At 44.1% G+C, this 20,024-nt stretch carries 19 protein-coding genes; 15 read left to right on the forward strand and 4 right to left on the reverse strand.

Annotated features, from left to right (window positions below):
* Positions 1-59: 59 nt before the first annotated feature.
* The 7 genes from EUBC25_RS10160 to EUBC25_RS10190 all read left to right on the forward strand — a co-directional run bounded on the left by EUBC25_RS10160 (position 60) and on the right by EUBC25_RS10190 (position 5,751).
* On the forward strand, positions 60-1,055 hold the full coding sequence (locus EUBC25_RS10160; protein WP_230105371.1) for an aldo/keto reductase: 996 nt from the start codon (positions 60-62) through the stop codon (positions 1,053-1,055).
* 111 nt (positions 1,056-1,166) lie between these two features.
* Positions 1,167-2,012, forward strand: a complete 846-nt coding sequence (locus tag EUBC25_RS10165) for an aldo/keto reductase (RefSeq protein ID WP_230105372.1) — start codon at positions 1,167-1,169, stop codon at positions 2,010-2,012.
* 37 nt (positions 2,013-2,049) lie between these two features.
* The gene (locus tag EUBC25_RS10170) at positions 2,050-3,078 is read left to right on the forward strand and encodes an alpha/beta hydrolase (RefSeq protein WP_230105373.1); all 1,029 of its coding nucleotides are present in this window, start codon (positions 2,050-2,052) and stop codon (positions 3,076-3,078) included.
* 31 nt (positions 3,079-3,109) lie between these two features.
* Positions 3,110-3,787, forward strand: coding sequence for a flavodoxin (locus EUBC25_RS10175; protein WP_230105374.1), 678 nt, complete (start codon positions 3,110-3,112; stop codon positions 3,785-3,787).
* Positions 3,788-4,013: 226 nt separating this feature from the next.
* A complete protein-coding gene (locus tag EUBC25_RS10180) occupies positions 4,014-4,538 on the forward strand; it encodes a hypothetical protein (protein WP_230105375.1) in 525 nt (174 codons plus the stop codon).
* A gap of 325 nt (positions 4,539-4,863) precedes the next feature.
* Entirely contained in the window at positions 4,864-5,292 is a 429-nt protein-coding gene (locus EUBC25_RS10185; protein WP_230105376.1) for a virulence RhuM family protein, read from the forward strand.
* 171 nt (positions 5,293-5,463) lie between these two features.
* The gene (locus EUBC25_RS10190; protein ID WP_230105377.1) at positions 5,464-5,751 is read left to right on the forward strand and encodes a hypothetical protein; all 288 of its coding nucleotides are present in this window, start codon (positions 5,464-5,466) and stop codon (positions 5,749-5,751) included.
* Between the two features lie 143 nt (positions 5,752-5,894).
* Here EUBC25_RS10190 and EUBC25_RS10195 read toward each other — a convergent pair whose 3' ends face one another.
* Positions 5,895-7,112, reverse strand: coding sequence for an IS110 family RNA-guided transposase (locus EUBC25_RS10195; RefSeq protein ID WP_230105378.1), 1,218 nt, complete (start codon positions 7,110-7,112; stop codon positions 5,895-5,897).
* Positions 7,113-7,596: 484 nt separating this feature from the next.
* Here EUBC25_RS10195 and EUBC25_RS10200 point away from each other — a divergent pair, with 484 nt between their 5' ends.
* The 4 genes from EUBC25_RS10200 (at position 7,597) to EUBC25_RS10215 (ending at position 10,017) form a co-directional block, all read left to right on the forward strand.
* Positions 7,597-7,950 carry a hypothetical protein gene (locus EUBC25_RS10200; protein WP_230105379.1) on the forward strand — a complete coding sequence of 118 codons (354 nt, stop codon included), beginning with the start codon at positions 7,597-7,599 and terminating at the stop codon, positions 7,948-7,950.
* 172 nt (positions 7,951-8,122) lie between these two features.
* A complete protein-coding gene (locus EUBC25_RS10205; protein WP_230105380.1) occupies positions 8,123-8,494 on the forward strand; it encodes a GntR family transcriptional regulator in 372 nt (123 codons plus the stop codon).
* 3 nt (positions 8,495-8,497) lie between these two features.
* Positions 8,498-9,349, forward strand: a complete 852-nt coding sequence (locus EUBC25_RS10210; protein WP_230105381.1) for an ABC transporter ATP-binding protein — start codon at positions 8,498-8,500, stop codon at positions 9,347-9,349.
* Positions 9,346-10,017 (forward strand): ABC-2 transporter permease, encoded by a 672-nt coding sequence (locus tag EUBC25_RS10215; RefSeq protein WP_230105382.1) that lies wholly within the window; start codon positions 9,346-9,348, stop codon positions 10,015-10,017. Before EUBC25_RS10210 ends, EUBC25_RS10215 begins: the two co-directional genes overlap by 4 nt.
* A gap of 17 nt (positions 10,018-10,034) precedes the next feature.
* Here the strand turns inward: EUBC25_RS10215 and EUBC25_RS10220 are convergent, their stop codons facing one another.
* Together EUBC25_RS10220 and EUBC25_RS10225 are read right to left on the reverse strand one after the other, a co-directional pair.
* Complete coding sequence (locus EUBC25_RS10220; RefSeq protein ID WP_230105383.1) at positions 10,035-10,919, reverse strand: AraC family transcriptional regulator; 885 nt, start codon at positions 10,917-10,919, stop codon at positions 10,035-10,037.
* 67 nt (positions 10,920-10,986) lie between these two features.
* A complete protein-coding gene (locus EUBC25_RS10225; RefSeq protein WP_230105384.1) occupies positions 10,987-13,068 on the reverse strand; it encodes a TIM-barrel domain-containing protein in 2,082 nt (693 codons plus the stop codon).
* Between the two features lie 114 nt (positions 13,069-13,182).
* On the opposite strand from EUBC25_RS10225, the gene EUBC25_RS10230 reads away from it, so the two are divergent.
* From EUBC25_RS10230 to EUBC25_RS10240, 3 genes are all read left to right on the forward strand, one after another.
* Positions 13,183-14,064: an AraC family transcriptional regulator gene (locus EUBC25_RS10230; RefSeq protein ID WP_230105385.1), complete on the forward strand. Its 882-nt coding sequence runs from the start codon at positions 13,183-13,185 to the stop codon at positions 14,062-14,064.
* Positions 14,065-14,391: 327 nt separating this feature from the next.
* On the forward strand, positions 14,392-16,224 hold the full coding sequence (locus EUBC25_RS10235) for an NAD(P)-binding protein (RefSeq protein WP_230105386.1): 1,833 nt from the start codon (positions 14,392-14,394) through the stop codon (positions 16,222-16,224).
* Positions 16,218-17,939, forward strand: coding sequence for a [FeFe] hydrogenase, group A (locus tag EUBC25_RS10240; RefSeq protein ID WP_230105387.1), 1,722 nt, complete (start codon positions 16,218-16,220; stop codon positions 17,937-17,939). Before EUBC25_RS10235 ends, EUBC25_RS10240 begins: the two co-directional genes overlap by 7 nt.
* A 27-nt stretch (positions 17,940-17,966) precedes the next feature.
* Here EUBC25_RS10240 and EUBC25_RS10245 read toward each other — a convergent pair whose 3' ends face one another.
* Entirely contained in the window at positions 17,967-18,998 is a 1,032-nt protein-coding gene (locus tag EUBC25_RS10245; protein ID WP_230105388.1) for an acyltransferase family protein, read from the reverse strand.
* Between the two features lie 171 nt (positions 18,999-19,169).
* Between EUBC25_RS10245 and EUBC25_RS10250 the strand changes: the two genes are divergently transcribed.
* A complete protein-coding gene (locus EUBC25_RS10250) occupies positions 19,170-19,964 on the forward strand; it encodes an HAD-IIB family hydrolase (protein ID WP_230105389.1) in 795 nt (264 codons plus the stop codon).
* Positions 19,965-20,024: the final 60 nt, after the last annotated feature.

Consider the following 20,024-nt stretch of genomic DNA (forward strand, 5'->3'; position numbering starts at 1 on the left):
GAGACAGGAAAAATGATCCAATATTAATTGGTCATCATATATAAAGGAGGAAACAAAATATGAAAACACGTATTTTAGGAAAAGATTTGGAAGTATCGGCCATTGGTCTTGGCTGTATGGGGATGAGCCATGCTTACGGTCCGGCGGCGGACAAAAAAGAAATGACAGATCTGCTTTTAAAGGCAGTAGAAGAAGGGTATACATTTTTTGATACAGCAGAGGTTTACGGAACGGCTGAAAATCCCCATGATAATGAAGAACTTCTTGGAGAAGCCCTGAAATCTTGCCGTAACCGGGTCGTTCTGGCCTCCAAGTGCGGGATCCGTTTTGACGAGGAGTCAAAAGAAGTGAATAAACCGTTGATTCCGGACGGAAGACCGGAGACGATCCGGACATCTCTGGAAGGGTCTTTGAAGCGCCTCCAGACAGACCATTTGGATCTATATTATATTCATCGGATAGACCGCAAGGTTCCCATCGAGGAGACTGCAGGAGCCATGAAAGAGTTGATTGAGGCGGGTAAGATTACTCATTGGGGGATTTCCGAGGCAGATGAAGATACGTTAAGACGCGCCCATGCAGTCTGCCCGGTGACAGCAGTACAGAATCGTTATTCTATGATGTATCGGGACTATGAGAAATTGTTTCCGGTGCTGGAGGAACTGAATATCGGATTTGTGGCTTTCTCTCCGCTGGCAAACGGCCTTCTGTCTGCAAAATATAATAAAAATTCAAAGTTTGATGCACAGACAGATTACCGGAGCGCAATGCCGCAGTTTACTGCCCGCGCATTTGATAAAAATGAAAAACTGATCCGATACCTGGAGGAAATGGCAGATAATAAAAATGCAACACCGGCGCAGATTTCTCTGGCGTGGATGCTGGCAAAGAAGCCGTGGATCGTACCGATTCCCGGAACCAGGAAATATGACAGGCTGATCGAGAACGGAAGATCAGCGGATGTGGAACTCACAAAAGAGGAAGTAAAAGAGATTGACCGGATGCTTGACATCCTGCCAATGTCCGGAGTATTCGGCGGGTCAAAAGTAGAGTAAGATATCGAAACTAAAAGGTATATACTGTTTAACGAAATGGAACTTCTGGTATGTAAAAAGAAGGGCTATACTGAAATTGTAAAGAAGTAAGCGATATAAGGAGGAATTATCATGGAATATGCAGTATTAAATAATGGAGTGAAAATGCCAATGACAGGAATCGGTACATTTCTGCTGACACCGGATGAAGCAGAAAGCGCCGTTGAACATGCGCTGAAAGACGGATACCGTCTGATTGATACCGCCAACGCTTATGTAAATGAAAAGGCAGTAGGACGTGCCATAAAGAAATCCGGTGTTGACCGGGGAGAGATCTTCCTGGAGACAAAACTGTGGCCGTCCTTTTATGAGCAGGAGGACGCCGTAGAGAAGACGCTGGAGAGATTAGATACAGATTATATTGACCTGCTTTTAATCCATCAGCCGGCAGGAAACTATACAGCAGGATACCGCTTGATGGAAAAGGCGTATAAAGAAGGAAAAGTAAAGGCGATTGGTCTTTCCAACTTTAACGAAGAGCAGATTCAGGAAATCCTGGATATGTGTGAGGTGAAGCCGGCGGTTCTTCAGACAGAAGTACATCCCTACGATCAGGAGAAAAAGCTGAAAGAATTTCTTGAAAAATCTGATATTGTGATCCAGGCATGGTATCCTCTGGGACATGGAGATGCCGCACTTCTGCAGGAACCGGTATTTGCAAAACTGGGAGAAAAGTACAAAAAGAGTCCGGCCCAGATCATTCTGCGCTGGCATATTCAGGACGGCAATATTGTAATTCCAGGTTCCAAGAATCCGGATCATATCCGCGATAATTTTGATTTATTTGATTTTGCTCTGACAGAAGAAGAGATGGCAGATATCCGCACTTTGGATCAGAACAAGAGATACTATACCAGTACGCCGGAACTGCTGAAACAGTATGTATCTATGGTTCCTCCTGTTGACGAGCAGAAGTAAAACCAGCGAATGTATCCGCAATAAGGAGAAACTTCAGATGGAGCTGCTATTGAATGTGAAGGAAAAAGGAATCCTGCCGGTTATTTGTTTCTTTATTTTCATCTGTGTCCTGGTCCTTTCAGGATGCGGCAGGCAGGAAGAAGAAAATCTTCAGACCGAAGGACAGCCTTCAGGAGGCGGAGGATACTATACTTTGGAGACAAAAGTAACAGATGTGATAAACGATCCTGTGTTTGAAGACTATGGAAGACTGATTTTCCCGGTAGACCGGACGATTGATGATAATCTCACACTGCAGGATGTTGGAGAAATCCTGGTATGGTATCATAATGTAAATCCGAACCGTACAGTGGAGATTGTAAATTACCTGAAGGATCAGGCGGCATCGGGAGAGCAGATTTTCTACGATATTTATACAGAGGAAGAAAAGGCGGAGGATCCGGAAAAAGAGAATACAGGGCTTTTTTTCTTCCGGGGAGAACCAGGGGCGAAAACAGCTGTTCTCAATGCAGGCGGCGGCTTTGTTTATGTAGCTGCTATGCATGACAGTTTTCCCCAGGCTATGGAACTGTCCGAAAAAGGCTATAATGCCTTTGCGCTGATCTATCGTCCCGGTGCAGATACTGCATGCGAAGATCTGGCGAGAGCCATTGCCTTTCTTCATGAAAATGCAGAGGAACTGCAGATTGATATGACAGACTACTCTTTATGGGGCGGCTCGGCCGGAGCACGTATGGCGGCATGGCTTGGCTCATATGGAACAGCGGCATTTGGAGAAGATGACTATCCAGCACCGGCGTCAGTGATCATGCAGTACACCGGACTGTCGGAAGTCACAGGTAATGAACCTCCCACCTATGCATGTGTGGGGACCAATGATGGGATTGCTTCCTATCGATCTGTGGAAAACTACATCAGACGGATAAAAAACAACGGGACAGATACTGAGATTGAAGTGTTCGATGGTCTCCAACATGGCTTCGGACTGGGAGAAGGAACGGTGGCTGAAGGCTGGATTAACAATGCAGTTGATTTTTGGGAAAGAAACATGGGACAGACAGAATGACAATAAGAAAACAGAAAGGAAAGTGATGATTATGAAAGCAAAGAAATTACTCTCTATGATACTGATTGGAGCAGCATCAGTAAGCCTGCTGGCAGGATGCGGCTCTAATACATCGGACACACAGGCCGACAGTGAGGATGCCGCACAGACAGAATCTTCGGACAATACTGCACAGGCAGATGAGCAGGAAAGCGCAGAGGATAATGAGGATTCTTCTTCAGGATCCGGAAATGTACTTGTTGTTTATTATTCGGCAACGGGAAACACTGAGGAAGTTGCAAACTATATTGCCGATACTACAGGAGGAGATCTTTTTGAACTGGAACCAGTAGAACCATACACAGACGATGACCTGAACTGGTCTGATGACAACAGCCGAGTATCCCAGGAACATGAAGATGAGAGTTTAAGAGATGTAGAGCTGGTTTCAACAGATGTAGAAAATTGGGATTCCTATGACACAGTCTTTATCGGATACCCTATCTGGTGGGGCATCGCTGCATGGCCGGTTGACAGCTTTGTAGAAAACAATGACTTTACAGGAAAGACCGTTATTCCGTTCTGTACGTCAGCATCCTCCGGAATAGGAGACAGCGGACAGCTGTTAGAGGAAATGGCAGGAACCGGCGACTGGCAGGAAGGAGAGAGATTCCGTTCCGGCGCTGATGAGGCAGATGTGCAGGAATGGGTGAATGGACTGGGATTGTAATTACTGGAATAGAATATGTAGAAATGTGGGCAGGGTGTATGGCATTCTGTCTTTTTATGTGCCATTTAAAGTGCCAGAAAGTATTTTTTAATTTCAAAATTGTGTTTAATAGGAGATTCATAGGGCGCAAATGTGAGAAAGAAAACTGGTTGACATATTTTATCGGATGCCATATTATAACCTATATACGATAAAAATTAGGAATCAAATGAAGAGGGATCAGCCCATGGAAAAAAACGTGAAAATCATTACAGACAAAGATGGCAGGAGACTCGTTGTAATTTCTAGAATTTTGTTTAAAGGGAAACGGTGGATTTGCTGGGACGAAGTAAAAGAGTATTTGAGACAGTATGTAGGTGATTCCTATATGGTTGAAGATACAAAAGATACAGTTTATATTGGGAGTGATTTTCCAGACGAATATGCAGGATCGAAATACACTTATTCTTTGAAAGGAGCCAATGCTAAAGCAAAGGCAAATGCTGTGCAAGGAATTCCAGAGATGATTGAGATTGCAGAAGGAAAACATTTCCGAGAGAATTCTGGAAATAAGCATTTGCGAGATGCAGCTTTTGGATGGTATCGGTATGATTCCAGATTCGCATTGCCTGTTTATAACGAACAGGGAATGTTGGAACGGTATAATGTATATCATGTTTCCATGTTGATCCGTCATGCAAAAAATGGGAAATATTATCTGTATGATATTTTAGGTATAAAAAAAGAAACGAGCAACCCGTTCAGATTTTAAAATCATACTTGGTACAAACCCATTTCTCTCCTTTATACTAATGAGAACTGACGGTTTTGTCAAGATGAAATAGAATAGATCTGGCAAAAAATTCTCCCTTGACAAATTTTCAATGAATCTGCAGTCATTGGAAGGAACTTATTTTAAATATGAGGTGCAAAATAGTTTACATAATTAAAAGGATGCGATAACATAAGGTATATACAATGAACAAAAAAACAAAGTAAATGATTCGGTTAATAGGCCATCTGAGATTTATTCTACGCTATTAGTTTGAAAATAATCGCGCCAGTGGACTGGAATAAAACTATGGGGAAAGAAACTTATGGGAAATGAAAAAGAAATTGTTTTATTTGAAACAGAAGATAAGAGTATTGTAATGCCAGTTACCGTAGAAAATGAATCGGTTTGGCTCAATAGAAATCAGATATCAACATTGTTTGAGAGAGATGTAAAAACGATTGGAAAACATATTAATAATGCTTTGAAGGAAGAATTAGATGGACAAAATTCAGTTGTCGCAAAATTTGCGACAACTGCTTCGGATAATAAAAAATGTATGGTAGAGCACTATAATCTGGACGTAATTATTTCCGTAGGTTATCGTGTGAAATCCAAACGAGGTGTGGAATTTCGGCGCTGGGCTAATTCGGTATTAAAAGAGTACATAATCAAAGGATATGCTGTAAATCATAACCGCATGAATCAGTTGAATGAGGTAATACAGGTTATGAAAACAATTTCCTTGTTTTAAGGGCCAATAATCTCTTGAATAAAAAATAGAGAAATGGTGAATGAACGAGATATGGGAGAATATCCTGTATCTCGTTTTTAATATTTTAAAAACAAAAATAGAACAAAAGTGAAACAAACAAGGTATATGCTACCTTCTGTAATCAAACAAGGAAAAGAGGAGGATTTCAAAATGAAGAAAAGTAGTTTTGTTACATTGATTTTAGGAGTTATCAGCTGTCTGTTTTTTGCAATGGGAATGTGTATGGCTATGATCCCGGAGTGGAATGCATTCAGACCGGGAGTTATCGTGGGGTGCGTAGGAATTGTATTTGCATTGCTCACTGTGTTTGTATGGCGAAAAATGGAGCATAAGCAGCCAATAAAGATCAGCAGAAAAGCAGTGGTGACAGCGATTGTCGGTATGGTCGGTATCATCATACTGCTTTGTCTGATCCCATTGTGTAAAGGTTTGAAATAAGTATAGACATCATCAAAAAAAGTCTGCAAATAAAGAGTCAAGCAGAAATTGATGAACTTTGAAAATTTTATACAGGTTGAAAAAAGAGTATCACAACAAGACCACCGCAGTGCGCTGGCCTGGAACAAAGTATGGGATTGAAATCAGCTTTCTTTGGATTCTTCCAGAGAAGCAAGGTATTCCCTTACCCGTCCGTAATAAATGCGGAGAAACTTATTGGCTCCGGCAGTCATATAGACGTAATAAGGCTTGCCTTCGGATCGTTTTTTATCCATGAAGGCATAGACCGGATCATCTATCGGAGAGCGTTTGATCAAGCCGTCCATGATCTGAAATAGTGTTTTGCGCAGGCTTGGAGAGCCTTTCTTTGAAGTGCGTACACTTTTCTGGTTACGTTTGCCGGAATCGTTCTTACCCGGATCGACACCGGCGAAAGCGGTAAGCGCTTCTCTGTGAGTGAAACGGGTAACGTCTCCAATCTCAGCCATAAGCTGGGGGCCAAGTGAGGGACCGACACCGTTCATTGCCATAATAACCGGATATTCCGGGAGCGTGGCGGCGGTCTGATCCATCTTAAGGCGGAGAGCCTCCACTGTCTGAGAAGCCGTGTTCAGCATCGTGACAGCCTGCCGTATCAGCGTTTTTGTGCTGTCATCTTTCGGAAATACGGCGATCAGGTCAGAAGAGCTCTGATAGATCTTTTCTGCCTTTGAGGCACTGAAGTTATAACCGTTGCGTTTGCACCACTTCTGGTAATGCTCCGTAAAGGCTTGCAGAGACTTGCAGCGTACACAATCCACATGCCAGTAGGTGTAGACAAAGTCTACCCATTTCTGGGAGCCGTCACTGCGGGCAGGGCTGTCAAAGAAGTCATTGGCACCGGGATAGGTTTGATCCAGAAGGGAAATGAGATTGTTTTTCATAGCAGTTTTCTGGTCTATATAAAAACCAAACTGCCGATTCATTGTTTTGAGTTGATTGCGTGTTTTATCCATACTTCCATATTGCTTCAGTTTTGCCCAGCGGTCAAGAGCATAACGGGCGATTTTTTTAGAATCCGCTTTGTCTGTCTTTGGAGCACGGAGAGAGTCATCCCCGAAATCCCTGATCAGGATGGGATTGACAGTGCTGACAAAGATGCCTGCGTCAGAGAGCCAGTTAGCGACCGGTTCATAGTATCTTCCGGTGTGTTCCATGCAGGCTTTGGTTTCGCCATCAAGGTTTTTGATCTGCTCAATAAGAGCGTTGATAGCGGACTGGGTGTGTGGAATATCGCAGGGTGGCATAAGGACCACATCTCCGGGCCTGCGAATGGTGACAGTACTTTTACCTTTGGAAACATCGATACCAACAGCGTTCATGATAAAGACTCCTTTGAAATGAATTAGCAATGGTCAATACCAGATTTACTCATTGCCCATTCAATCTACTGGGGATATCACACGAACGAGAAAGTTCAACCTGCGTAAAACGAATGCTGCGAATGAGTGCTGGTTGGCTGACTTTTTTACGGACGTTAAGTCCTAGGAGGTAGAGGCCAGACCCATTGCCATACTCATTCTAACAGCTTAAGCAACAAGATGGATAATTCCTTACTGGATGTAAGGGGTATTAACCATAAATATATTGTAGTAGGAGGTAGTCACATGAAAAAATTGATTGTTGCCATTTTAGCATTAGCTGCCGGAGCCGCTGCAGTTATTACTGCAATGAAGGGCAATGAAGAAAAATGCGGTTATTAGGAATTGCAGGGTAGGAATGTTTATTTTGAAAAAAATCAGAACAATATTTTGCTATATAATTCCAGGAACAGTGATCTGCGCCAAAATACCAGGAGGAAAATAAATGGATGCTTTATATGATGCCCCAAACACAAAAGTCAGAATCATAGAACATATTATTTCCAGATTTACAAAAGAACTATGGAGGAATGACTCAAGGAATATCAGCAGCTTTGTCATGAAAGAACAGGAAGCAAGAGACTGTTATATCCGCGAGAAAGATGTTGCAATCGAAATCCAGGATGGATTTAATAATAACCTTGTTATTCAGCATTATATGGAAAAGGGGAAAAAGAAAAAAATTATTATTTATATTCCTCAAAGCTGGCAGAAAAAGATTACAGTAGAGGTGACGGGAGGGAACATTTTTTGTAGACAAAGGGAGCCATATAAAGGTTTGCAAATGTCGGTAATATAAGGTGAGATATGGAATGGGAAGCAGATATACGAAGAAAGGCAACAAAGCTTCGTACATCTGCTTTTTTGCGTCCGAAGAATCAAAGAGATATACGAACAACTCAAATAAACACCATATAACAGTTGACAACACTAATATACTGTTATATACTGTTTATACAAGGAGGATGAATATGAAGATCATCATTAACCATTCATCCATGGTTCCTATTTACGAACAGATCGTCGAGCAGATCAAAGCTTTGATCATGGAAGGAGAACTGACAGAAAACACAGCGCTTCCTTCCGTCCGGACCTTGTCCAAAGAGCTGAAGATCAGCGCCCTGACGGTGAAAAAAGCATATGACAGCCTGGAGCAGGAAGGATTCACAGTTACTGTACACGGAAAAGGTACCTATATTGCCGCATTTAATACAGAACTGATGAAGGAAGAAAAGCGAAAGGAAGTAGAAGCCGATTTTGAACTGGCCATTCAGAAAGGCAGAAGATATGGAATGAAGGATGAAGATTTAAAAGAATTATTTACACTCATTTTGGAGGAATAGGCTATGTTGAAATTGGAAAATGTTACGAAGCATTATGACCGCTTTACACTGAACTGTTCTCTGCATGTAGAACCGGGATGCATTACCGGACTGGTAGGGCAAAATGGAGCCGGAAAGAGCACAACCTTTAAGGCTGTTCTCGGACTGATCCGGCCGGACGGCGGGAAAATTGCCATTATGGGCAAAGACGCGGCTTCCCTGACTATGAAAGATAGACAGAAAATAGGAGTCGTTCTGTCTAACTCCGGTATAAGCGGTTATCTGACCGTCAAAGATACAGCGGCAATGCTGTCAGGATTCTATCCGGATTTTGACAAGGGAAAATTTCTTGAAAGCTGCAGAAAATGCCGCCTGCCGGAAAAGAAGAAGATCAAGGAGTTTTCGACCGGAATGAAAGCGAAGCTGAAGCTTTTGATCGCTCTTTCCCACAGTACGGACCTTTTGCTTCTTGACGAACCGACAGCCGGACTGGATGTGGTGGCAAGGGATGAACTTTTGGATATGTTGAGAGAATATATGGAGGAGGACGAAAATCGTTCCATTCTCATCAGTTCCCATATTTCCACAGATCTGGAAGGAATCTGCGACGATCTGTATATGATCAGCGACGGAAAGATTATTTTTCATGAGGATACTGATATCCTGCTTAGCAGGTATGCCGTTTTAAAGGTGGATCACAAGGAGTTTGCCCAGATGGATAAACAATATATTCTCCGGGTAAAGAAAGAAAATTTCGGATACAGCGCTCTGACAGATCAAAAGCAGTTTTATGCCGAGAATTACCCTAAGGCAGTGATTGAGAACAGTGGAATTGACGATGTGATTATGATGATGATTCAGGGGGAAGAGTTATGAAAGGATTATTGATCAAGGATTTTAAACTTTTGATGGGACAGAAGAATTTTTTTGCTGCTGTATTTGTTGTGGCGATCTTTCTGTTGATTTCCGGAACAGGAGGAGCGGCTGCCTCCGCCTCCTATGTTGTTTGTTATGTCGGTTTTGTCAGTTCGTTTTTTGTACTGAGCACCATTGGATACGATGAATATGACAACGGAAATGCCTATCTGTTTACGCTTCCTTTCCGCAGGAGCACTTATGCAGTAGAAAAATATATTTTCGGACTGTCTATGGGAATTTTGACGATGTTTATTATGCTGGTTATTGAGGGAGCCTATTTCCGGGTTCAGGATATTTCAGCAGACTGGACCATGCTGCTTGTGACATTTGGAAGCGGAGCGGCATGTCTGGCCGGATTCCTTGCGCTGATGATTCCTTTTCAGCTAAAATTCGGAGCAGAAAAAGGAAGGATCGCCTTGATCGCAGTTTTTATGGCAGTATTCGTAGTGGTCTATGGACTGGCAAAGGCATTGGATGCCAATATCATGAATCTGAATCGGCTGATCGAAACAGGTCAGAAGCTGGGAACGGCAGGGGTTGCAGCTGTAATCGCCCTGATTGCCGTAGCTGCCCTGGTCGTATCTGCCGGGATCAGCACAAGAATTTTAAGCAAAAAGGAATTTTAAACGATCAGTCCGGCATCCTATCGGTGGGAAGCCATATATTCCCTTGGAGTGCAGTCCATAAAGCGGCGGAACAGTTTTGTATAGTAGGAGGGACTGGAAAAACCGCACTGTATGGAAATATCAGTGATACTGTCTTTTCCCATAGTTAAAAGAGGCAGGCTCTGACGGATCCGGTAGTGAAGAAGATAGTCAAAAAGAGACTGTTTCATGTTTCGTTTGAACAGACGGCAGCACTCGCTTTTGCACATGCTGGCGCATGAGGCGATATCCTCCAGTGTAATGTGATCCATGTAGTGTTCATGGATAAATGTAATGATCATGCGGAGACGCTCCAGTTCCCTGGCATCATTCAAAGAGGGCTGCTGGGAAAAATCCAGATGGCGGTAGAGAAGCGCCCAGATCTGGTACAGACGGATCAAAAGCTCCAGTTCATAGTCAGATGTCGGCTCCTGATAGAGCTGCCAGATCTGCTGCATGTAAAGGAGAACCTCCTTTTCCCATGCTTCCCCTTCAGTAAAGGGGACAGATGGGAAGAGGGGGTTTTTTGTAACCGGCTGAATGTATTTTGTCTGTATAAGGCTGGCTTCATAGCCGTAAAGGAGCGACGGGTTGACAGTGACTGACAGATAAGTACAGTCCGAACTGCCTGCTCTTCTGCCGGTATGGAGCATGTTGGAATTGCAGAACACGCCTTCTCCGGCTTTCAGGTGATACGTGTGGTCATTGATCTGGTACAGGATCTCACCTTTCAGGATTAAAGTAAATTCAAGCTCCGGATGCCAATGGCAGGCGAAACTGCTCATCTCATAGGCAGACAGATGTTCCAGGCTGATAAGAAGCGGAAACCCGTAGTCTCCGTGAGATTTCATTTCCCGGCCGTCACCTCGAAGTGCAAGCTGCATAACGTCCCTCCTTATGGCGGTCTGCGCCGCCCGCAAAAGTTCTTTTACAGACATTATACAAAAAACTTTATAAAGAAGGAAGTGTCTTGAAAATTTTTGCATCAAAAGTCAGGCGTCTGCTGCCGCTGTACTTCACAGATCCGTCCGGGGATACAGTGATTGGCTCTGTATGCTTATCCAGGTCAAAATCTTTGTTGATTCCGTCATCATCGTACAGGGTGTAAGTACATGGACCGTTTAGATACCCGATCAATGTCAGATGAGAAGGATCCAGATCTTTCACACTTTCGGCGGCCGGTGCAAGCGGAAGAAGATGTCCCCGGCGCAGGAAGAAGACAACCTCTGTCAGAGAAGCTTCTATATAGTGATGTCCGGCGCTCATTTCCCGGAAACGGATATCATCCGGGCCGGAGGCGGTAATAAGGAGCATGTCCTCCGGAAGATAAACATAACGCCCGGAAGCATTCTGCTGATATACGGGACAAAGCATCAGTCCGTCGCCCAGAAGGAGCTGGTCTTCTACCTTGGATGCAAAAGTATCTTCCGGATAGTCAAAGGCCAGGGGCCGGAACATCATGTCGTCTGTAAGGGCTGCCTTCATATACTCGCTGTAGAGATAAGGAAGAAGGCAGTAGCGCAGTTTTATGGTGTTTTTCAGTGCTTCCATATTGTCAAACTGGTAAGCTTCCTGTTCCCTTGTTCCCATGGCGGAATGATTTCTCATCAAAGGAGTGAAGATTCCGAACTGCAGCCAGCGAAGCAGGAGATCTTCCGTGGTGTCTGCCCCGAATCCGCCCAGATCTGCGCCGGTATAGAGAAATCCGCACATGTTGAGGGAAGGCATCATTTTGATGTTCAAAAGGAGATGGGACCACCAGGACAGATTATCTCCCTGCCAGATTCCTCCGTACCGGTGCATACCGATATAGGAAGAACGGGAAAACATCAGGATTCTTTTATCCGGTTCCAGCTCATCGAAAGCTTCCCCGGCAGCCCGGGTCATATTGAAGCCGTACAGGTTATGGACTTTGTCATGGCGGACTTTTTCCCAACCATTTCCCGGTTCATGGTAAAAGCTTCTGTAGTCTTCCGGGTTGTTGGCAAGAGTATTGACAAGTCCCAGCATTTCATTATTTTTATTCAGGTCAAGATTCTGGCCTTTTAAATCAGCCACCTGATCCAATACTTTTTGCAGACGTTTTTCAGAGTAAAAAATAGCGGGTTCGTTCATGTCATTCCAGAAGCCGTCGATTCCCATATCAAGAAGATACTTGTACTTCAGTCCGAACCAGCGGCGGGCTTTGGGGTTGAGCATGTCAGGGAAATGGGCTCTTCCCGGCCAGACAGCTCCCACGAAATCCGTGCCGTCTTCTTCTTTGCAGAAATAGTTGTTTTGCACGCCTTCCTCGTAGACGCTGTATCCCTCTTCGATCTTTACGCCTGCATCAATAATGGGGACAAGGTGTATGTCCTGGGATTTCATATCCTGTACAAGGGCAGGAAGATCTGGAAACTTCTCTTCGGACACAGTGAAATCTTCATAGCGGACCATATAGTCGATATCCATATAGATGGCATCCAGAGGAATGCCGGCTTCCCTGTGTCCCTTTGCAACTTTGCGGATATCTGCTTCATTTTGATAACCCCAGCGGCTCTGCCCGTAACCGAAAGCCCACTTTGGCGGGATATAGCTTTTCCCTATGAGCTGGCGGAAGAGACGGACAATGGAGACAAGGCGGTCATCAGGGGATTCTATGATATAGATATCCAGATCCCACTGTGAAGGCTGGATGTACATTTGATCCCGGCGGGTATATCCAATGTCAAAAGTAAGCGTACCGGGATAGTCAATAAACACACCGAAGGGGTGGGAAGCGCCGATCAGAAGAAAATTGTGGGCGCCGTAGAGGGAATGAGTGTGTTCCAGATGATTGGGATCATCAGTAGCATTGCTGACATAGAGCCAGCCTCTTTTATTAATGCCCCTTACCTGTTCTCCAAGTCCATATACAGGGATGTCATTTTCAAGCGGAAGACTTAGACGATTATCCTCTATAGAAAAGAAAGGCAGTGCATCAGTTTCATAAGGCAGCTCCTTTACAACTGCCTCTGTAGGAAATGGTTTTCCAAAAGTATATCTGCGAATCATTGTTTTCTCCTTTCAGCTGACGATTGATTATGCTAATATTATATAAACTGTAAGATGAGATTTTCTTGCATATTTCTAACAGATTCTAACACAATCCTGCTGTGAGGTGAAAATATGGAACAAAAAGAAGAATATTTGGAAAAGACAAATCATGGAAGTCCCCTCTTTCCCATAGAATATTATCACTGTCTGTACCCGGCGGGACTTTCCGCCTTGCCGGTTCACTGGCATGAGGAATTTGAAATCACATATATCAGGAAAGGGAGCTGTACCTATCTTGTTGACCTGGAAGCCTGTCATGCCGGCGAGGGAGATCTTCTGTTTTTCGCTTCCGGGATGCTTCACGGTATACCGGAAGGGCAGGTCAGAGAACTGGAAACGGACAGTTTTGTGTTTCATCCTCAAATGCTGGGAACCGGAAAGGATGTATGCGGGGTAAAATACGTCGGACCTGCCAGAGCGGGAGAAGTGCGCTTTCCGGCGGTTATTAAAAAGGATGCGGTGGAAAGCTCCGGCCTGGCAGAGGTGTTTGAAAAGCTGAAAAAAAGTTTCCTTGGAAAGGGAGAGGGCTATGAACTGGAGTCAGAGGCGCTTTTATATCAGTTTTTCTATCTCTTGTACAAATATGTCCCCCATAAAAGAATCACATCAGAGAATGAAGAAGTGCTGGAAAAGCTGAAAAATGTGATCCGGTATATAAAAGAGAACTATCAGAGACAGGTGACAGTATCGGAGCTTGCAGGGATATGCCATTTCAGCGAATATTATTTTATGCGTTTCTTCAAAAAATATATGAATATGACCTGCATTGAATATCTGAACCAGTATCGAATGGAGATCGCTGCCGGAAAATTAGCAGAGAGCAGTCAGAGCGTGACAGATGTGGCGCTGGATACGGGATTTCAGAATATTTCTTATTTTAACCGGGTATTTAAAAAAAGTTACCACATGACACCTACACAGTATCGCGCTTCTATGCAGGATATATCCGAATAGTATTGTTAAATTATCTACTTACGGCAAAGCTGGTTACATCCGGAAAGTTGAATGGTATAATATGCGCATAGGCAATGAGCCGTGCAGAAATACAAGAGGTACAAATGCATGCTTGCATGCAATTTGGACATCTTGTATTTCTATAGGGCGAAGCCCGCGAGGGAGAACCCGAAGGGTTCGAGCTTGCAAGGCGGGCAAGGAAGCTGCTGGAGGGCGGCGAAGCCCGCGAGGGAGAACCCGAAGGGTTCGAGCTTGCAAGGCGTGGCAGGAAGCTGCTGGAGGGCTTCCCCAGGGTACTATAACATTGAGAGGAAAGAAGGAAAAGAAATGAGCAGATTAGAGATTGTATCTCCAAACAGAGCGCGGATCGTCATGGAAGGTCTCTACAAGGATCTGGAAAGAAGAATTGAATCCAGTCCTCCGGGCTTATGTCCGGTAGATATGGCAAGAGCCTTTCTGGAACTGTGCCATGCACAGACGTGCGGAAAATGTGTGCCGTGCAGAATCGGACTTGGCCAGCTTAATCGTTTTATCAAAGATGTGCTGGACGGAAAAGCAACAATGAAAACGCTGGACTATATGGAAGAGACAGCACTCTCCATTATGGAATCAGCAGACTGTGCCATTGGCTATGAGGCAGCCAATATGGTTTATAAGGGACTGATCGGATACCGGGATGACTATATTGAACATATCCAGAACGGACGCTGTACCTGCACCTACAATCAGCCGGTTCCCTGTGTGGCCTTATGTCCGGCTCACGTGGACGTTCCGGGTTACATAGCGCTGGTAGGAGAGGGACGATATGCAGATGCCGTACGGCTGATCCGGAAGGATAATCCATTCCCTACTACATGCGGATTTATCTGTGAACATCCATGTGAGGCGAGATGCCGGAGAAATATGGTGGATGATTCCATTAATATCAGGGGACTGAAACGAGTGGCAGCAGACTTTGCAGGAGAGGTGGATCCGCCGGAATGTGCGCCGTCTACCGGCAAAAAGATAGCGGTTCTTGGAGGAGGACCTGGAGGATTGAGTGCCGCTTATTACCTGCAGCTGATGGGACATCAGGCAGTTGTATATGAGATGCTTCCAAAACTTGGAGGTATGCTGCGATATGGAATCCCTAATTACCGTCTGCCGAAAGAAAGACTGGAAGATGATATCAACTGCATTTTGAAGACTGGCGTACAGGTAAAATACGGCCTGAAGATCGGACAGGATATTACAATCCAGCAGCTTCGTAAAGAGTATGACGCTGTGCTGATTACGATCGGAGCAAGTACGGATAAAAAACTGGGGCTGGAAGGAGAAGATGCTGACGGAGTTCTCTCTGCAGTACAGTTCCTTAGAAACGTGGGCAAAAATATGATCATGGATCTGACCGGCAAGGAAGTTGCTGTTATTGGAGGCGGAAATGTATCTATGGATGCAGTGCGTACTGCAAAACGCCTTGGTGCAAAGAAGGTCAGCATTGTTTACCGCCGCCGTGTGGCAGACATGACAGCACTGCCACAGGAAATTGAAGGAGCAGTGGCAGAGGGAATTGAATTGCAGACTCTGAAAGCTCCGGCAGCAATCGATGTAGATGAAAACCATCATGTAAAAGGTATCTATGTAACGCCGCAGATGGTAAGCGCCATCAAAGATGGAAGAGCCAGTATCCGTCCTACCGGAGAGCCGGATGTATACATCCCTTGCGATGTGCTGATCGTAGCCATCGGGCAGAATATTGAAACGCGGCATTTTGAGGAGGCGGGAATCCCGGTAGAGAGAGGGAAGATCCGTACGAAGAGTACCGGAACCTTTGAAAATATGCCTGGTGTATTTGCAGGAGGCGACTGTGCCAGTGGCCCGGCTTCTGTAATCACTGCTATTGCGGCAGCAAAAGTTGTTGCGGCAAATATTGATGAATACCTTGGCTATCACCATGAGATTTCCTGTGATGTGGAGATCCCGGAGGCCAATCTTTCCGACCGTTCTCCTTGCGGAAGGGTAAACCTGACAGAGAGGGAAGCATGCGAACGTGTATGCGATTTCGAGGGAGTGGAAAACTGCATGACAGAAAAGGAAGCAAAGCAGGAAGCGGGACGCTGTCTGCGCTGCGACCACTTCGGCTATGGAATATTCAAAGGAGGGCGTGAGAGATTATGGTAAACCTGACAATAGATGGAAAACAGATTTCCGTAAAAGAAAATACAACGATTATGGAAGCTGCAAGGCAAAATGGGATACCAATCCCAAAGCTGTGCTACCTGAAAGGGATTAATGAGATTGCAGCCTGTCGTGTTTGTGTGGTGGAACTGGAAGGGAAAAATCGTCTGATCACCTCCTGCAATAATGTGGCAGAGGAAGGGATGGTGATCCACACAAACAGTCCCAAAGTGCGTAAAGACAGGAGAACGAATGTGGAACTGATCCTGTCGCAGCATGACTGTCAGTGTGTGACCTGTGCAAGAAGCGGAAACTGCAGCCTGCAGAAAATCGCAAATGATCTGAATATTTTGGATATTCCATTTGAAAAGGAGATTGAGCGTCAGCCGTGGAATCAGGATTTCCCGCTGATCAGAGACTCTGCAAAATGTATTAAATGTATGAGATGTATTCAGGTCTGTGACAAAGTACAGAAACTTTCCGTGTGGGATGTAGAAGGGACAGGTTCCAGAACAACTGTAAATGTAGCCGGACATGGAAAGATCGAGGATGCTCCCTGTTCTTTGTGCGGACAATGTATTACGCACTGTCCGGTGGGCGCGCTTCGTGAAAGAGATGATACAGAGAAAGTATGGGATGCCATTGCCGATGAGAAGAAAACCGTTGTGGTTCAGGTGGCTCCGGCTGTCAGAACATCCTGGGGCGAGCAGATCGGTCTGAAACCGGAAGAGGCAACTATTGGAAAGATTATGGACTCCTTGAAGAGAATGGGAGTAGATTATGTATTTGACACTGTGTTTTCCGCTGATCTGACCATTATGGAGGAAGCCAACGAGTTTGTGCAAAGATTTACGTCCGGAGAACTCAAAGACTGCCCGATGTTTACATCCTGCTGTCCGGGATGGGTGAGATTTGCAAAATCCCAGTATCCGCATCTTGTAAAATATCTGTCCACAGCAAAATCTCCACAGGAAATGTTCGGGGCAGTTATGAAGACTTATTTTGCAGAAAAAATTGGAAAATCTCCGGAGGAGATTTATACCGTTTCCGTTATGCCATGTGTGGCAAAAAAGGCAGAACGGGAGAAAGAACTTTTCTATAATGAATATGCAGGACATGGTGTAGATACTGTTATTACTACAAGAGAGCTTGTGAAGATGATGCGCTCTGCTCATATCAGTCCGGATACTCTTCAGGACATTGAGAGCGATTCACCAATGCACGACGGAACTGGCGCTGGCGTTATCTTCGGTGCAACCGGAGGCGTTATGGAGGCTGCTCTTCGTACCGCTTACGCTATTATTACCGGAGAAAATCCGGAGGCGGATGCATTTAAGGCAGTGAGAAGCTCCGGGTTTAACGCAAATGACGGTGTGATGGAAGCAGAGCTGAATATCAACGGAATAAAAGTTCGCACTGCAGTTGTCAGCGGGCTTGGAAATACGAGAAACCTTCTGGATAAGATGGAAAAGGGAGAAGTCAAGTATGACTTTGTAGAAGTTATGGCATGTCCGGGAGGATGTGTCGGCGGCGGCGGACAGCCGATCCATGATGGTGAAGAGCTGGCATTTGAAAGAGGAAAGACGCTGTATGCACTTGATAAGAATGCAGATTTACGTTTCTCACATGAAAATCCGGATATTCAGAAATTGTATGATGAATATATGGAAAAACCGATGTCGCATAAGGCGCATATGCTTTTGCATACCGAGCATTAAAGGAATAGGACAACCCGGCCATACATTTTATGTATGGCCGGGTTGTCCTATTTTCGCGAGAATCCATTCTTCAAATTTTAAAAAGATTTTTGTATGCAATAAATATTTCATGATATTTGAAAAGATAGCTGCCGCTACAATGATTAACAGGATATCAGTTGCCAAATAGACTATATTTGGCAGGATATTATCAAAAGGTGTCACGATTTTTAACATATATATGATAAGTAAATGATGTATCAAAAATATATCATATGATAGGCTGTTTAAAAAGTTGCTGATTTTCCCCAATATCTGACAGCGGTATATCAACCCGCCTATGGCAAATAAGGGGAAGAACAGTAATGCTCCGCATATATGGGCGGTAAGATTGAGTTCACTATCTGTAATAAAGAAATTTACTGCAATAAATCCAATTAATGTAGGAATCGCCAACCATCTGTGTTCGTATATTTTATGTTTTTCGATTGTAATCCCCAATACAAAACTGAATACACATGAAAATACGGAACGAAAATCGCGGATATAGGGATTATTTATAAAAAGTGATACGGTATATAAGGCAGTTATAACAAAAAGAACGGGAATTTCTTTTTTCTCTATCAGACTTGCAAGCAATGGGTACAGCAGGTACAAAATGATGATCGCTCCAAGAAACCATTCTCCCAAAAGATAATAATTGGGAATAAGTTCCAATAGATAACCATCCTGACCGATTAGGGTCAGTAAGAGAGTTTCCGGGTGTCCGTTATAGAAAAAGCTTCTATTTTGAAATACCTGTACTGCATATACACAAAGAAAGGCCACATAAAAATCTGGTATGAGAGATTTCCATCTTTTGTAATAAAACAATTTTATATTTTCTGGTTTCTTATAGTTATAGTATAAAAGCGCGCCGGAAACCATAAAAAATATTGTGACAAAAACGCTTCCCCATGGATAGTTTCCAGGGAGTAACTCTACGTTTCCGATTCCAACAGCAAAATGAAAAATGACTATGCCGATGGCGCTTATTGCTTTTATAAAATTAAACTCCAGTATTTTCTTTTGAGATGACATGAAATCCCCCTCTTTTTTTCAGTCTCTTTTATTCACGCATATTATAATCAGGCTTTCATACGGTTGTCAATACAGGGCGGTCATGGTACACTTGGGAATAGCAGAGCAGTTTTATCTGTGGACCGCCGGATATGATATGTGGAAATGGGAGAAAGGAACTGAAAAGGCAAGATGAAAAGAGCAGCATTGTTTTTTGATATAGATGGAACTCTGTTGAGTGAAGTGACGCACCAGATCCCGGAGAGTGCAGTACACGCACTGGAGGAGGCAAAGAAAAAGGGGCATTTGATCTTTGTTAATACCGGGCGTACGATCTGCAGTATTCCGGAAGAACTGAAGAGACTTCCGGTGCACGGATTTTTATGCGGATGCGGGATTTATGGAGAATTTGAAGAGGAGATTTTCTTTGAAAAGCACCTGGATGGAAAGGCTGCGGATGCGATTGTGAAAAAAGCGCAGGAATGCAGGGTAGACGCTTTGTATGAAGGAAAGGACGATGTGTATTTTTCTTCACGTATCTCCCGCTTTGACAGCCTGGAAAATACAAGGAAATATATGAATAACAGAGGACTTGGTCTGGAACGCTGTATTGAGCAGGGCGGCTGTGCTTACGATAAGCTTTTTGCCTATGAGGATGAGCACAGCAACAGCAGAGAGTTCTTTGATTTTCTGTCAGATTATCTGGAAATCCTGGACCGGGGGAATCACACTTATGAATGTATTATGAAAGGGTATTCCAAAGCAACGATCATGGAAGTGGTCTTAAAAAAATTCGGAATCGGCAGGGAAGATTCCTATGCATTCGGAGACAGCAGCAATGATCTGGCTATGTTCCGGTACGCAGGACATGGAATTGCCATGGGCGTTCATGATCCGGTTCTTGATCCCTATGCAGAATACATTGCGCCTGCAGTGGAAGAGGAGGCTATCTGGCAGTCAATGAAACATTATGGGCTTATTCTGTAAAAACGCAATATTTTTATAGTTTTGACCATGATGTTTATAGTATTTCCGGCGGGAAAAATT

It is taken from the genome of Claveliimonas bilis (assembly GCF_020892095.1).
In the GTDB taxonomy this organism is placed as follows: domain Bacteria; phylum Bacillota; class Clostridia; order Lachnospirales; family Lachnospiraceae; genus Claveliimonas; species Claveliimonas bilis.

Excerpts from the sequence above, each read along its gene's own strand:
- EUBC25_RS10160 (WP_230105371.1), top strand. The coding sequence starts at position 60 with ATGAAAACACGTATTTTAGGAAAAGATTTGGAAGTATCGGCCATTGGT.
- EUBC25_RS10165 (WP_230105372.1), top strand. The coding sequence starts at position 1,167 with ATGGAATATGCAGTATTAAATAATGGAGTGAAAATGCCAATGACAGGA.
- EUBC25_RS10170 (WP_230105373.1), top strand. The coding sequence starts at position 2,050 with ATGGAGCTGCTATTGAATGTGAAGGAAAAAGGAATCCTGCCGGTTATT.
- EUBC25_RS10175 (WP_230105374.1), top strand. The coding sequence starts at position 3,110 with ATGAAAGCAAAGAAATTACTCTCTATGATACTGATTGGAGCAGCATCA.
- EUBC25_RS10180 (WP_230105375.1), top strand. The coding sequence starts at position 4,014 with ATGGAAAAAAACGTGAAAATCATTACAGACAAAGATGGCAGGAGACTC.
- EUBC25_RS10185 (WP_230105376.1), top strand. The coding sequence starts at position 4,864 with ATGGGAAATGAAAAAGAAATTGTTTTATTTGAAACAGAAGATAAGAGT.
- EUBC25_RS10190 (WP_230105377.1), top strand. The coding sequence starts at position 5,464 with ATGAAGAAAAGTAGTTTTGTTACATTGATTTTAGGAGTTATCAGCTGT.
- EUBC25_RS10195 (WP_230105378.1), bottom strand. The coding sequence starts at position 7,112 with ATGAACGCTGTTGGTATCGATGTTTCCAAAGGTAAAAGTACTGTCACC.
- EUBC25_RS10200 (WP_230105379.1), top strand. The coding sequence starts at position 7,597 with ATGGATGCTTTATATGATGCCCCAAACACAAAAGTCAGAATCATAGAA.
- EUBC25_RS10205 (WP_230105380.1), top strand. The coding sequence starts at position 8,123 with ATGAAGATCATCATTAACCATTCATCCATGGTTCCTATTTACGAACAG.
- EUBC25_RS10210 (WP_230105381.1), top strand. The coding sequence starts at position 8,498 with ATGTTGAAATTGGAAAATGTTACGAAGCATTATGACCGCTTTACACTG.
- EUBC25_RS10215 (WP_230105382.1), top strand. The coding sequence starts at position 9,346 with ATGAAAGGATTATTGATCAAGGATTTTAAACTTTTGATGGGACAGAAG.
- EUBC25_RS10220 (WP_230105383.1), bottom strand. The coding sequence starts at position 10,919 with ATGCAGCTTGCACTTCGAGGTGACGGCCGGGAAATGAAATCTCACGGA.
- EUBC25_RS10225 (WP_230105384.1), bottom strand. The coding sequence starts at position 13,068 with ATGATTCGCAGATATACTTTTGGAAAACCATTTCCTACAGAGGCAGTT.
- EUBC25_RS10230 (WP_230105385.1), top strand. The coding sequence starts at position 13,183 with ATGGAACAAAAAGAAGAATATTTGGAAAAGACAAATCATGGAAGTCCC.
- EUBC25_RS10235 (WP_230105386.1), top strand. The coding sequence starts at position 14,392 with ATGAGCAGATTAGAGATTGTATCTCCAAACAGAGCGCGGATCGTCATG.
- EUBC25_RS10240 (WP_230105387.1), top strand. The coding sequence starts at position 16,218 with ATGGTAAACCTGACAATAGATGGAAAACAGATTTCCGTAAAAGAAAAT.
- EUBC25_RS10245 (WP_230105388.1), bottom strand. The coding sequence starts at position 18,998 with ATGTCATCTCAAAAGAAAATACTGGAGTTTAATTTTATAAAAGCAATA.
- EUBC25_RS10250 (WP_230105389.1), top strand. The coding sequence starts at position 19,170 with ATGAAAAGAGCAGCATTGTTTTTTGATATAGATGGAACTCTGTTGAGT.